The sequence below is a fragment of the Cribrihabitans pelagius genome (genome assembly GCF_048820915.1).
Lineage (GTDB): Bacteria > Pseudomonadota > Alphaproteobacteria > Rhodobacterales > Rhodobacteraceae > Cribrihabitans_A > Cribrihabitans_A pelagius.
The window spans coordinates 20,814-33,042 of sequence record NZ_JBMERR010000012.1 but is presented as its reverse complement, the minus strand read 5'-3'; the positions used below and the strand labels follow the sequence as shown (position 1 = coordinate 33,042).

Genomic DNA, 12,229 nt, shown 5'->3' with positions numbered 1-12,229 from the left:
GGCGGGTCCGGATCACATGTTCGGGTAATTCGGCCCGTCGCCGCCCTGGGGTGTGGTCCAGGTGATGTTCTGCGAGGGGTCCTTGATATCGCAGGTCTTGCAGTGGACGCAGTTCTGGAAGTTGATGACGAACTCCGGCTGACCGTCCTTTTCCACCACTTCGTAGACGCCTGCCGGGCAGTAGCGCTGCGCGGGTTCTGCGTATTTCGGAAGGTTGACCCGCACCGGCGTGTCGAGGTTGCCGAGCCGCAGGTGGCAGGGCTGGCTTTCTTCGTGGTTGGTCATCGAGAAGGAGACGTTGGTCAGCCGGTCGAACGACAGAACCCCGTCGGGCTTGGGGTAGTCGATTTCCTTGTGCTTGCTGGCCTCTTCGGTGGCCTCGGCGTCATTCTTACCGTGGCCGAGGGTGCCGAACAGGGAGAAGCCGAAGGTGTTGGTCCACATGTCCAGTCCGCCCAGCATCAAGGACGCGGTGAGCCCCCACTTGGACCACATCGGCTTCACGTTGCGCACCTTCTTCAGGTCCTCGCCGATGGCGCCCTCGCGCACGTCCGCCTCGTAGGCCGCCAACTCGTCGCCGGCGCGGTCCGCCTTGATCGCGGCATAAGCGGCTTCCGCCGCGGCCTTGCCCGACAGCATCGCGTTGTGGTTGCCCTTGATGCGCGGCACGTTGACCATGCCCGCGGCACAGCCCAGGAGCGCCACACCCGGCGCCACCAGCTTGGGCAGCGACTGCCAGCCGCCCTCGGTGATCGCCCGCGCGCCGTAAGCCACGCGCTTGCCGCCTTTCAGAAGCTCCGCCACCATCGGATGATGCTTGAAGCGCTGGAACTCCATGTAGGGGAACAGATGCGGGTTCTTGTAGTTCAGGTGCACCACGAAGCCGACATAGACCTGGTTGTTGTCCAGGTGGTAGATGAACGACCCGCCGCCCGCGTTGCCGCCCAGCGGCCAGCCCATGGTGTGGGAGACGCGGCCCGCCTTGTGCTTGGCCGGGTCGATCTCCCAGATCTCCTTCATGCCAAGGCCGTATTTCTGCGGCTCCTTGCCGTCCGACAGGCCGTATTTGGCGATCACTTCCTTGGACAGCGAGCCGCGCACGCCTTCGCCCAGGAACACATATTTGCCGTGCAGCTCCATGCCGGGCTCGTAAGACGGGCCGGGGGTGCCATCGGGATTGCGGCCGAACTCGCCCGCAACCACGCCCTTAACCTCGCCGTTGGCGCCATAGACCAGCTCCGAGCAGGCCATGCCGGGGAAGATCTCCACGCCCAGTTCCTCGGCCTGCTCCGCCATCCAGCGGCAGACGTTGCCCATCGAGACGATATAGTTGCCGTGGTTGTTCATCAGGGGCGGCATCGGGAAGTTGGGGATGCGGACCTGGCCCGCCTCGCCCAGCATGTAGAAGTTGTCTTCCTCCACCGGCACATTCAGCGGGGCGCCCTTTTCCTTCCAGTCCGGGATCAGCGCATCGAGGCCGCAGGGGTCCAGCACCGCGCCCGACAGGATATGCGCGCCCACTTCCGAGCCCTTCTCCAGCACGACCACCTGCAAATCGGCGTCCAGCTGCTTGAGGCGGATGGCGGCCGAGAGACCGGCGGGGCCGGCCCCCACGATCACCACATCATATTCCATCGCTTCGCGTTCAATCTCGGCCATAGAGGTGCTCCTTGGCTATTTCGCTACCGGCCCCACCGGAAGGGCGTAATTTTCTTTCGCGGGTGCTTAGCGTTTGGCGGCCGTGCTGGTCAATCCAAACTCTGCGTCAGGCCCCTGTAGAACAGGGTTCTGCGGCAAAATGAACGCCTGTTTTCGTCATTCAGGCATCGTTTTCCGCCCCGTTGCCCGCCTCTGGCCGGTCGCCCAGCAGATAGCGCGGGCCCTTGCCTTTCTGCGCTGCCGCATCGGCGGGGTTGTAGAGCGCGCATTTGGGCAGCGACAGACAGCCGCAGCCGATGCAGCCGTCCAGATTGTCGCGCAACTTGGTGAGCGTCTCGATTCGCTGGTCCAGATGCGCGCGGAACCCTTCCGAGATCGCCGCCCAGTCCTGCGGAGTCGGCGTGCGCCCGCCGGGCAGGCTTTTCAGCAGACCGCGGATTTCCGGCAGCGAGAAGCCGAACTGCTGCGCGATCATCACGAAGCTGAGGCGCCGGATGTCGGCGCGGTGAAACCGCCGCTGCCCGCCTGCGTTGCGCCAGGGCTCCACCAGGCCTTGCGCCTCGTAATAGCGGATCGCCGATACCGCGAGCCCGGTGCGCTCAGCCAGATAGCCGATGGAGATCCCTGCCTGCGCCGCCACCTTCTGCGCCCTCCTCTGAAAAAATGCTTGAGCTCAAGTTAGGTTTAGAAATTAGCGTGAGTCGTATCAAGAGGCATCAGACATCGAAAAGGAGCCGCAGATGAGCGCACAACTGGAACATGCCAACATCACCGTTGCCGACCCGCAAGCCACAGCCGCCTGGATGGGAGAGGTCTTCGGCTGGCACATCCGCTGGGAGGGCCCGGCGATAAACGGCGGCTACACCGTGCATGTGGGCGGCCCCGACAGCTACCTGGCCCTGTTCCGCCCCGCCGAAGCGCCGGGCGAGGCCGCGCCGCGCTACTCCCGCAAGGGCGCGCTCAACCACCTCGCCGTGGTGGTCGCGGACCTGGACGCAACCGAAGCGGCGGTGAAGAAGGCAGGATTCGAGCCAGTGAATCACGCCGACTACGAACCTGGCCGCCGCTTCTATTTCCTCGATGACAACGGCGTCGAATACGAGGCGGTGCAATATGATGAATGATCTTCTTTTGTGGATGGCCCGACCCGGACCACGGCATTTTTCCGCGCATTCTCCGGGGCATGGGCGCTTTGCCGGCGTGAAATCCCGCGTCTTTGCCGGATTTGCCCGCCGCAGGCCCCCGCCCCCCACTTGAAATCCGGCCCGGGATTGGGTCAGGTATTTGCAACTGAACCGGACGCCCCGCAGCTGCCTGCTGCGGGGCTCCGGTTTTCCTGAAGAACGCACAGACAAAAGACCTGGACCACACCTATGGACAAGATCCCGATGACCCCCAAGGGCCACAGCGCCCTGGAGAGCGAACTCAAAAACCTGAAATCCGTCGAACGCCCGGCGATCATCCAGGCCATCGCCGAAGCGCGCGAGCTGGGCGACCTTTCGGAAAACGCCGAATACCACTCGGCGCGCGAAAAGCAGTCCTTCATCGAAGGCCGCATCAAGGAGCTCGAAGGCATCCTGTCGCTGGCCGACGTGATCAACCCGGCGAAGCTCTCCGGCTCCATCAAGTTCGGCGCCAAGGTCACCGTGGTGGACGAGGACACCGACGAAGAAAAGACCTGGCAGATTGTCGGTGAGCATGAAGCCAATATCGAGGCCGGGCTGCTCAATATCAAATCCCCCATCGCGCGCGCCTTGATCGGCAAGGAAGAAGGCGACAGTGTGGAAGTGCGCACGCCCGGCGGCGAGCGCGCTTACGAGATCCTGAAGATCGACTTTTCCTGACCCCTAGCAGCAACCGGGAGCGGCCCATGTCCGGCCAGAGTCCAGCAGGCGCATATCCAGACGGCACCGGCCCCGGGCACGGTCAGGGTCCCGGCTCGGAGACGCAGCCTGGCCAGGCCGCCAGCAGCGCCCTCCGCGGTGCCCAGGGCCCCGGCACCGGACACGGCGGGCTGGGCAGCCCGGCGGGCCAGCCGCTGCGCGGCTTCGAGCCGGCCGGCGCCGCTTCCGGCCCCGGAGCGGCGGAACTTGCCGCGATCGTGCTCGGCGCGCTCTGGCTGCTGCTCGCGGGCGGGCTCTACTACTTCTCCGCCGAAGACGGCGGGCTGGTGCAATGGGCCGATCAGATCACGGTGCTTCTGGCGGTGATCCTGCCGCTGGCGATGCTTTGGGTCGCGGCCTCGGCGGCCCGCTCGGCCCGGGTGATGCGGGAGGAGAGCGAACAGCTCCAGGCAGCCATCGACGGGCTGCGCCAGACCTACCTCACCCAGGCACAGCAGCATGCCGCGGTGGCCGAGCCCTCGGTCAGCCGCAAACTCGATGCGCTGGCTGAAGCGGCGCGCAAGACCGAAACCGCGCTGGCCACCTTCCACACCAGCCGCCGGATGCCGCCGCGCCCGCCGATCCCCGAACGCGCCGCCGAGATGGCCGCGGCCGGCCAGGGCTCGCTGGCGCTGGGGACCGAGGCCGCAGACACCGCCCCGCCTCTGCCGACGGAGCAGTTCATCCGCGCCCTGAACTTCCCGGAAACCGCCGAGGACCAGGCGGGCTTCACCGCCCTGCGCGCCGCTCTCAAGGACCGCAAGGCGGCGCAGGTGATCCAGGCCGCGCAGGACGTGCTCACCCTGGTCAGCCAGGACGGCATCTATATGGACGACCTGCACCCCGACATGGCCCGCCCCGAGGTCTGGCGCCAGTTCGCGCAAGGTGCGCGCGGCCGCGCGGTAGCGGCGCTTGGCGGCGTGCGCGACCGCGCCTCGCTGTCGCTGGCCGCGGCCCGGATGAAGCAGGACCCGATCTTCCGCGACGCCGCGCACCACTTCCTGCGCCGCTTCGACCAGATGTTCGCGGAGTTCGAAGCTGGTGCCACCGACAGCGAGATCTCCGCCCTCAGCGGCACCCGCACGGCGCGCGCCTTCATGCTCCTGGGCCGGGTCGCGGGGACCTTCGACTGACGTAGATCGGGCGGGAGCGCCCTGGCGGGCGCTGCCTCCGGCGGGGGTATTTCCGGTCAGAAAGTAGTGATCAGGAAGTGGCACGGGGCTGGATTGCGATGGCCCGCCGCGCGTCAGCGCGGCGCCCGGCCCAACGGGCGGCTGCCCGTCATGAAATGACGGGCGGGCAACGGGCGGGAGCGGCTCCCTTGCCCAGCCCTCACATGGCGAAGCTGCCATAGGGGATAAAGCGCACCGGGTCGCCTTGGCGGATTTCCGCGGCGCCGTCGCCCAATTCGACCAGCCCCTCGGCCCAGCTCAGCCCGCTGATCCTCCCTGAGCCTTCAGAAGTAAAGACCTCGGCCCGGCCCTGCCGGATGCGGGCGCGCAGATATTCGCGCCGCCCGGGTTTCTTGCGTTTTGCAAACGCGGCCGGCACCTCGAAGCCCTGCGGCTCGCGCCAGCCCGCTCCCGCCATCAGCCCCATCGCCGGGCGCGCGAAAATCAGCGTGCAGACCAGCGCCGCCACCGGATTGCCCGGCAGCCCGAAGACCGGCGTGCCCTGCCACATACCCAGCGCCAGCGGCCGCCCCGGCTTCAGCGCGATGCGCCAGTGCTGCAGCGCGCCCGCCTCGCGCAGGAGCGCCGAGACATGGTCCTCGTCCCCCGCCGAGGCGCCGCCGGAGGTGAGGATCGCATCCGCCTGCCCCGCCGCGGCATCCAGCCTCTCCCGCAGCGCAGCCCGGTTATCCGGTGCCCGGCCGAGGTCGATGGCGGTGAAGCCCAGCTGCCGGATCAGCCCCAGCAGCATCGGCCTGTTGGCGTCATAGATCTGCCCCGGCGCCGCTGTCGCGCCCGCCTCCACCAGTTCGTCCCCGGTGGAGAGCACTCCCACGCGCAGCGGCAGATGCACGTCGAGCGCCGCCAGCCCGCAAGCCGAGGCCAGCGCCAGATCGGCCGGCGTCACCACCCGGCCGCGGGACAGGATCACCGTGCCTTCGCGTACGTCCTCGCCCGCCTTGCGGGTGTTGGCGCCGCGCTTCAGCGGGCCGTTGAGGGCTATCCGGCACCCGTTGCTGTTCACGTCCTCTTCCAGCACCACAGTGTCCACGCCCGCGGGCAGCGCCGCCCCGGTCAGCACCCGGATCGCATGGCCCGCCGGAACCTCGCCCGCAGACGGCACCCCGGCGGCGGCCCGGCCCTCGACCAGCGGCAGAACATGCGGGCCCTCGGGCAGCGGCCCCCGGAAGCCATAGCCGTCGACTGCGGTGTTGGGCAGCGGCGGGTTGGCGCGGCGCGCCACAGCATCCGCGGCCAGCACCCGGCCCAGCGCCTGGGCAAGCGGCACGCTTTCCTGCCCGGTCACCGGGCGCAGCCGCTCCCTCAGCCGCGCGAGCGCCTCGTCCACCGGGGTCCAGTCCACGCCGGCCGGCAAGGCAAAGCAATCGTTGCCGAGCGGCGGCGGAGCCAAAGGCTGGCTTGCATCCCCCGCCAGCGCGTTCAGCCTGTCCTTGTGACCGGTGCCCAAGATCCACCCCTCCTCCTTGGCTTCCGGCGGGCATACGCCCAGCATCTCCGCCAGCTCCTCCTGCGTGAGCCGCGACAGCGCCTGCGACAGCAGACTGACTTGCACCCGGTCGCGGATCTCCTCCGGCCCCGCCTCCGCCAGGGCGGCCTTGACCGCGGGCTCGATCAGCCCGGGCCAGAGCTCGGCAAAGACCGCCGGAGCGTCTCCCGTGCCTTCGAATGGCCAGACCGCCACGCCATGTTCCTGCCGCAGACGCTGCAAGACCGGCAGCCCCATGAGCATCTGGCTGCCCACCGTCGGGTTGAAGAACAGCTGGAAGCAGGAGGACGCCGCCTGGGCCGCGAGATCCGCCTGCCGCCGTTCGCCTACCTCTGCGTAGGTGATCCCGGACTTGCGGTAGGGGATATCGGGCCATCGCCCCTCCTCCGGCTTGCCCCAGAAGGGGCCTTCGCCGGGGAAGGCCCGGTTCAACTCCGACGCCACGTCGAAGCGGTTGTTGCTGCCGTCCGGGCTGTCCTGAATACGCGCCTCCAGCCAGGCCCAGAGCGCAAACGGGCTGTCCGAGCCGGTGATCCTTCGGGCAAAGCCCCGGGGGCAGGCAAAGGGGAAGTCGAACCCCGCAAGCACCCGCCGCCCGGCGGCCCGTTCGCGGGCGAGAAAGTCCGAGAGCCAGGCCTCCGCCTCCTGCCGGCTGCGGCAGTAGACCGGGGGTTCCGCGATGCCGCTGCGCGCGGCGCCCAGCCAGATCGCGTCCCGGCTTTCGCGCTTCGGCCGACGCTTGCCGGCAGTCCAGTCGGCCACCAGCACAGTGTCAAAGAGAGGGGCCGGAAAAGCGCTCACAGCCCCACCTCATGCAGAATGAAATCGGCAATAGCCCTGGTGTCGTCGAGATGGAAGACGACCTGCCCCGCGCCCGGCTCCAGCGCCCCCGGCGCATCGCTCGCCACTGCGCGGATGCTGGCATCACCCCTGGCGATCAGCTTGGTGCCTGCCGCCTGCCTGTGCGCCTCGATCTTGGGGTGGGGCTCGCGCTTGTAGCCCTCGGCCAGCACCAGATCGGCCGGCTGCATCCGGGCGAGGATTTCCGCAAGCGTTGGCTCGGCCGCGCCGCGCAGCTCCTGCATCAAGGCGATGCGCCGCCCCGAGGCCAGAACCACTTCCGAGGCGCCCGCCTGCCTGTGGCGGAAGCTGTCGGTGCCGGGCTGGTCCACGTCCACCGCGTGATGGGCGTGTTTCACGGTGGAGACAGTGAAGCCCCGCGCCGTGATCTCCGCGACCAGGCGTTCCATCAACCCGGTCTTGCCGTTGTTCTTCCAGCCGGTGACGCCATAGACCTTCATACCTGCCCCTCGGCAACGCGGCGCTCCGCCTCGGTCAGGTCCTCCGGCGTGTTCACGTTGAAAAACGCGCCGTCCTCAAAGGCCGCAGTGGCCGCGCCGTGCTTGTCGGTCCAGAGCACCACCTTGCGCAAGCCCCCCTCCAGTGCCGCGCGCAGGTCCGCCCGCAGGTTCACGGGCCAGAGGCCAAAGGTCGGGTGGCGATTGGCGCGCCCGCCCTCATAAGTCGCGGCCAGCGCAATCGGGGTCGAGGCGCGCTCGGCGGCGCGGGTCAGCCGCGCCACCAGATCCTCCGGGAAAAAGGGCGTATCGGCGGCGGCCGTGACAATATGGCTGGCGCCCTGCGCGGCCGCCCACTCCATGCCCGCCAGCACGCCGGCAAGCGGCCCCGGGTAGTCCGGCAGGCTGTCTGCCACCACCGGCAGCCCGTATTCGGCAAATCGCGCCGCATCGCCATTTGCGTTGAGAACCAGCCGCTCCACCTGCGGGCCGAGCCGGACGATCACCCGGTCGAGCATGCTGCGGCCGCCCACGACCAGAGCCCCCTTGTCACCGCCGCCCATGCGGGTCGCCTGCCCGCCTGCGAGGATCACGCCCAAAGGCTTGCGTTCCGTCATGCCATCTCCTCCGGCGCCGGAAAACGCGCGTTTTCCGGCCCGAATTTCGTGTGAAATTCGGCTCCCCTGTTAGCCATCCGCGCCTTTCCTTCTGTGTTTCTTCTCCTCTGCGGGCACCGCCGCCGGGTCGATATCCCGCAACAGCCGCTCCTCGCCCGCAAGGCAGATGAAGCGCTGCCCGCGCATCCGGCCGATCAGCGTGAGGCCGACCTCCCGCGCGATCTCCACGCCCCAAGCGGTGAAGCCCGAGCGCGAGGCCAGCACCGGAATGCCCATGAGCGCGGTCTTGATCACCATCTCCGAGGTCAGCCGCCCGGTGGTGTAAAGGATCTTGTCCGCGGCCTCCGCCCGCTCCGACAGCATCCAGCCCGCGATCTTGTCGACTGCATTGTGGCGGCCCACGTCCTCCATGTAGACCAGCGGCCGGTCCCTCTGGCACAGCACGGTGCCGTGGATGGCGCCGGCCTCGAGATACAGAGAGGGCGTGCGGTTGATCTTATGCGCCAGCGCATAGAGCCAGGAGGTGCGCAGCTCCGCCTCGGGCAGCTTCAGCCCTTCCAGCCCCTCCATCATGTCGCCGAAAACCGTGCCCACCGCGCAGCCCGAGGTGCGGGTCTTCTTCTTCAGCTTCTCCTCGTGGCTGGTCTCTACCGCGGTGCGCACCACCACGGTTTCCAGGTCATCGTCGTAGTCGACCCGCGTCACCTCGTCCTCGTCGCCCAGCATGCCCTGATTGCGCAGGAACCCCAGCGCCAGATACTCCGGGTAGTCGCCGATGGTCATCGCGGTGACGATCTCGCGGCTGTTGAGGAAGATGGTCAGCGGCCGCTCCTCCACCACCGCGATCGCTTGCGCGGCGCCGGTCTGGTCGAACCCCTGCACCTGCCGCGTCAGCCGCGGGTTGGAAACATCGGGGGCAATCAGATATTCCGCCATGATATCTGCACTCACCAATTGCAAACCTCCTGCGTCCGCCTTAGGCCGGGTGCAGGCAATCTAGGACGCGCGCATGGCAATCACCACTCCCAAATCGGCCTTCTGGAAAGGCTTTCGCGACAGCGCCCCCTTCCTGCTGATGGCCGCGCCCTTCGGATCGCTCTTCGGCGTGCTCGCGGCGGAGGCCGGGCTGAACGCGGGTGAGGCGCTGGCGTTCTCGATGGCGGTGTTTGCGGGTGCGGCCCAGCTCACCGCGCTGCAGCTGATGCAGGAGCAGGCGCCGGTGCTGATCATCCTGGTGTCGGCACTGGCGGTGAACCTCAGGATGGCGATGTATTCCGCCTCGCTCACGCCCTACCTCGGCGGTGCCCCGATGTGGCAGCGCGCGATAGCCGCCTATTTCGTGGTCGACCAGTCTTATGCGCTCTCCATCGTGCAGTTCGAGAAGGCGCCGAGGATGACGCTGCCACAGCGGCTGGCCTACTTCTTCGGCACCTGCGGCATCGTGGCGCCGGTCTGGATGTCTGCCACTGTGCTGGGGGCGCTCGCGGGCACCCGCATCCCGGAGAGCTGGGGGGTGGATTTCGTGCTGCCCTTGGCCTTCCTTGCGATGATCGGCCCGATGCTGAGGACGCCCGCCCACGTGGTGGCCTGTTTCGTCGCCGTCGCCACCGCCCTGCCCGCCACAGCGCTGCCCTATAACCTCGGGCTGATCGTGGCCGGTATCGCCGGCATGATCGCGGGCGCCCAGGCCGAGATTTGGCTCGAGCGCCGCAAGGCCGCGGCCGAAGCCCGCACCCCCAACCCGGAGGCCGCAGAATGACCGAGATCCCCGCCTGGCTCCTGTGGACCGTGATCCTGGGTGTGTCCTTCGGCAGCTACGTGCTGCGCTTCGTCTTCATCGGCTTCATGGGCGGGCGCGAAATCCCCGCCTGGCTGATGCGCCACCTGCGCTATACCGCGGTGGCGGTGATCCCGGCGCTGGTGGTGCCGCTCGCGGTCTGGCCCGCGCCCACCGGCGGCGAACCCAGCCTGCCGCATTTCGCCGCCGCCGCCGCGACCTTCGCGGCCGGCTATATCAGCCGCAACGTGCTGGTGGCGCTGGCCACCGGCGGCGTGGCGCTGGTTCTGCTCTATCTCGCAGGCTGACGCGCGGCGGCGGAGCACCCCCGGCACCCGCCACGCGCGCCCCGCCATGCGCCAGCATGGCGCCCGGCCCAAGGCTGCTTTGCCTGCGCCTGAGGCGCGGGCAACAGGCGCGGGAGCGCATCCTCTAGCCTGCTGCACCCCGGGCGGGACAAGGCCGAAAGGCCGCCGCGCATCGCCGGCGCGCGCCCGCGCGGCGGCGATTTGGCTGCCTTTGGGCGCGCCCCCGACAGGGCATACGGAATCGGCCGGGATAAACTGCCAGCCATTTCCGTTCGGATCGCCTCCGCCCGCGCCGCCGGCGCGCGGCTTATCTCCCGGGGTTGAGCGGCTTACTTGCTTGCAGGTCAATCGCGGCTTCTCCGCTTGCCCACTCACCCGCTGTTTCACCGGCCGCAAACAAAGAAGCCGCCCCGGTCTCCCGGCGCGGCCTGATCTCCGCAGATCGTCCGAGGGGTGCCCGCCCCGGGGCCGCCGGCCCTCAGCCGCCCGCGCGCAGCGCCGCGTCGCTCTTGGCGAGTCCTTCCTGCAAATCGCCGCTGTCGTTCTCCCGGTAGACCTCGGTCTCCACCCCCGGCAGCGCGCCGAACTGTTCGGACAGCGCCTCGGGGTAGAAGGTCCGCCCGACGCCCTCGAAGCCGGGGACCTGCTGCAGGATGCCGGAGACCGCCTGCGCGCAGAACGCGCCCGGCACCCGGCCGTTCGACGTCACCAGCCTGTAGGCCTGCGCCGCCTGCTCCGGCGTCACCTCCACGCGCTGCACCACCACGCGGTAGGTGCTGCGCGCATGCGCCCCGCGGTAGGCCTTCTCTACCGCGGGCGTGATGCCATAAAGCACGTCGTTCTTCTCCGGCACCACCGCGGCATAGAAGGAACCCGCCGGATCGAACAGCACCCGCTCCTGCGCGTTTACCATCAGAGAGGCGTGCCCGCCCCGTCCGGTGCGGTTGTTGACCATTGTGTAAAGGGTGAGCGCGGGCGGGCCCGGATGGCGGTAGGCCACCCTTTGCAGCGCCACCGCATCGGCATTGGGCTGCTGCGGCGCGGCGCAGCCCGCAAGCGACAGCGCTACAAGGCCCGCGCCAAGGCACAGCGCGGCCCGCCCCCGCAAATGCGCAGAGAAAACCCGCAGCGGCGCCGCGGGCGCCTGCGGGTCTGGCAAAAGGTATTCTGACACCGGGGTCAGCCCAATTCAGGCCGCGCCGCTCAGGCGGCGAAAATCGCCAGGAGCAGCACCACCACGATCAGCGCGATGGAGCCGCGGGTCAGGAAGGTGATGAAGCTGGCATAGGTCTTTTCCTGAACGCTGCTGTCCATGGAGCCATGCTGGTGTTCAGCCATCTGGTATTTCCTCATGCGTATCGAATTTTGCCGCTGCTTACTGGATTTGCCGCCCCCTGTCACCACGTCATTCGGGCGCATCCGGCAGATTTCCCGAACCCGTGACGCCATCGTTACGGGGTAATGACGGGCCAGCAACGGGCCTGCCGCCGCGGCACCGGAATGCAGAGCGAATCGCGGCTGCCCGCCGGGCTCACTCCGCCGTCAGGTCCTTGGCGAGGCGGAAGCCGATACGCCGCGGCGGCGCTTCCTTCTGTGCCTTGGGAACCGAACGAAGCAGCACGTTCAGCTGGCTCACATGCTGTACCAGCTGGCTGCGCGCACCGTCCCCGCCGCTGTAGAATGTGATGATATCGGGATCGAAATAGCCCAGACCCTCAATCCGCATCACCCCGGTGCCGCCGCTGGCAAAGCCCATCGCCACCTCGTGTTCACCGTCCAGCTGCTGTTCGAAGTTCTGGATATAGAGCACCAGCCGCTCGTAGGCCCAGCGCGCCGGGCTCTTGTGCTTCGCCTCCTGCTGAAGTTTCTCCGGCACCTTGGTCAGGGCGGCGCAGGCGTCGGGGTCGGCATGCACCTCGTGCACGCAAGGCAGCACCGCGGCCTCCGCGATTTCGGCGGTGGTTGCGATCTCGTCGCCGGGCTGGGCCCGTTGCTTTCCGTCTTCCAT

At 68.2% G+C, this 12,229-nt stretch carries 14 protein-coding genes; 5 read left to right on the top strand and 9 right to left on the bottom strand.

Features of this window, described 5'->3' with window-relative positions; genetic code table 11:
• Positions 1-12: 12 nt before the first annotated feature.
• Together ACOHX0_RS11980 and soxR are read right to left on the bottom strand one after the other, a co-directional pair.
• A complete protein-coding gene (locus ACOHX0_RS11980) occupies positions 13-1,659 on the bottom strand; it encodes an electron transfer flavoprotein-ubiquinone oxidoreductase (protein WP_420676992.1) in 1,647 nt (548 codons plus the stop codon).
• 160 nt (positions 1,660-1,819) lie between these two features.
• The gene (soxR, locus tag ACOHX0_RS11975) at positions 1,820-2,299 is read right to left on the bottom strand and encodes a redox-sensitive transcriptional activator SoxR (RefSeq protein ID WP_420676991.1); all 480 of its coding nucleotides are present in this window, start codon (positions 2,297-2,299) and stop codon (positions 1,820-1,822) included.
• 100 nt (positions 2,300-2,399) lie between these two features.
• Here soxR and ACOHX0_RS11970 point away from each other — a divergent pair, with 100 nt between their 5' ends.
• The 3 genes from ACOHX0_RS11970 to ACOHX0_RS11960 all read left to right on the top strand — a co-directional run bounded on the left by ACOHX0_RS11970 (position 2,400) and on the right by ACOHX0_RS11960 (position 4,675).
• Entirely contained in the window at positions 2,400-2,783 is a 384-nt protein-coding gene (locus tag ACOHX0_RS11970; protein WP_420676990.1) for a VOC family protein, read from the top strand.
• Between the two features lie 249 nt (positions 2,784-3,032).
• Positions 3,033-3,503, top strand: coding sequence for a transcription elongation factor GreA (gene greA / locus ACOHX0_RS11965; RefSeq protein ID WP_420676988.1), 471 nt, complete (start codon positions 3,033-3,035; stop codon positions 3,501-3,503).
• Positions 3,504-3,529: 26 nt separating this feature from the next.
• Positions 3,530-4,675, top strand: coding sequence for a hypothetical protein (locus ACOHX0_RS11960; protein ID WP_420676987.1), 1,146 nt, complete (start codon positions 3,530-3,532; stop codon positions 4,673-4,675).
• 199 nt (positions 4,676-4,874) lie between these two features.
• Here ACOHX0_RS11960 and ACOHX0_RS11955 read toward each other — a convergent pair whose 3' ends face one another.
• The 4 genes from ACOHX0_RS11955 to ACOHX0_RS11940 all read right to left on the bottom strand — a co-directional run bounded on the left by ACOHX0_RS11955 (position 4,875) and on the right by ACOHX0_RS11940 (position 9,072).
• Positions 4,875-7,022 carry a molybdopterin-binding protein gene (locus tag ACOHX0_RS11955; protein WP_420676985.1) on the bottom strand — a complete coding sequence of 716 codons (2,148 nt, stop codon included), beginning with the start codon at positions 7,020-7,022 and terminating at the stop codon, positions 4,875-4,877.
• Positions 7,019-7,522 carry a molybdopterin-guanine dinucleotide biosynthesis protein B gene (gene mobB, locus ACOHX0_RS11950; RefSeq protein ID WP_420676983.1) on the bottom strand — a complete coding sequence of 168 codons (504 nt, stop codon included), beginning with the start codon at positions 7,520-7,522 and terminating at the stop codon, positions 7,019-7,021. Before mobB ends, ACOHX0_RS11955 begins: the two co-directional genes overlap by 4 nt.
• On the bottom strand, positions 7,519-8,136 hold the full coding sequence (mobA, locus tag ACOHX0_RS11945; protein ID WP_420676981.1) for a molybdenum cofactor guanylyltransferase MobA: 618 nt from the start codon (positions 8,134-8,136) through the stop codon (positions 7,519-7,521). The genes mobB and mobA overlap by 4 nt, the downstream gene beginning before the upstream one ends.
• A 69-nt stretch (positions 8,137-8,205) precedes the next feature.
• Positions 8,206-9,072, bottom strand: coding sequence for a formate dehydrogenase accessory sulfurtransferase FdhD (locus ACOHX0_RS11940; protein WP_420677150.1), 867 nt, complete (start codon positions 9,070-9,072; stop codon positions 8,206-8,208).
• A gap of 73 nt (positions 9,073-9,145) precedes the next feature.
• On the opposite strand from ACOHX0_RS11940, the gene ACOHX0_RS11935 reads away from it, so the two are divergent.
• Positions 9,146-9,895, top strand: coding sequence for an AzlC family ABC transporter permease (locus ACOHX0_RS11935; RefSeq protein WP_420676979.1), 750 nt, complete (start codon positions 9,146-9,148; stop codon positions 9,893-9,895).
• Positions 9,892-10,221 carry an AzlD domain-containing protein gene (locus tag ACOHX0_RS11930; RefSeq protein WP_420676977.1) on the top strand — a complete coding sequence of 110 codons (330 nt, stop codon included), beginning with the start codon at positions 9,892-9,894 and terminating at the stop codon, positions 10,219-10,221. The genes ACOHX0_RS11935 and ACOHX0_RS11930 overlap by 4 nt, the downstream gene beginning before the upstream one ends.
• Positions 10,222-10,699: 478 nt before the next feature.
• Here the strand turns inward: ACOHX0_RS11930 and ACOHX0_RS11925 are convergent, their stop codons facing one another.
• The 3 genes from ACOHX0_RS11925 to ACOHX0_RS11915 form a co-directional block, all read right to left on the bottom strand.
• On the bottom strand, positions 10,700-11,329 hold the full coding sequence (locus tag ACOHX0_RS11925; RefSeq protein ID WP_420677149.1) for a hypothetical protein: 630 nt from the start codon (positions 11,327-11,329) through the stop codon (positions 10,700-10,702).
• Between the two features lie 95 nt (positions 11,330-11,424).
• Positions 11,425-11,559 carry an aa3-type cytochrome c oxidase subunit IV gene (locus ACOHX0_RS11920; RefSeq protein WP_420676975.1) on the bottom strand — a complete coding sequence of 45 codons (135 nt, stop codon included), beginning with the start codon at positions 11,557-11,559 and terminating at the stop codon, positions 11,425-11,427.
• A 193-nt stretch (positions 11,560-11,752) separates the two neighbouring features.
• Positions 11,753-12,229 carry a DUF6173 family protein gene (locus tag ACOHX0_RS11915; RefSeq protein WP_420676974.1) on the bottom strand — a complete coding sequence of 159 codons (477 nt, stop codon included), beginning with the start codon at positions 12,227-12,229 and terminating at the stop codon, positions 11,753-11,755.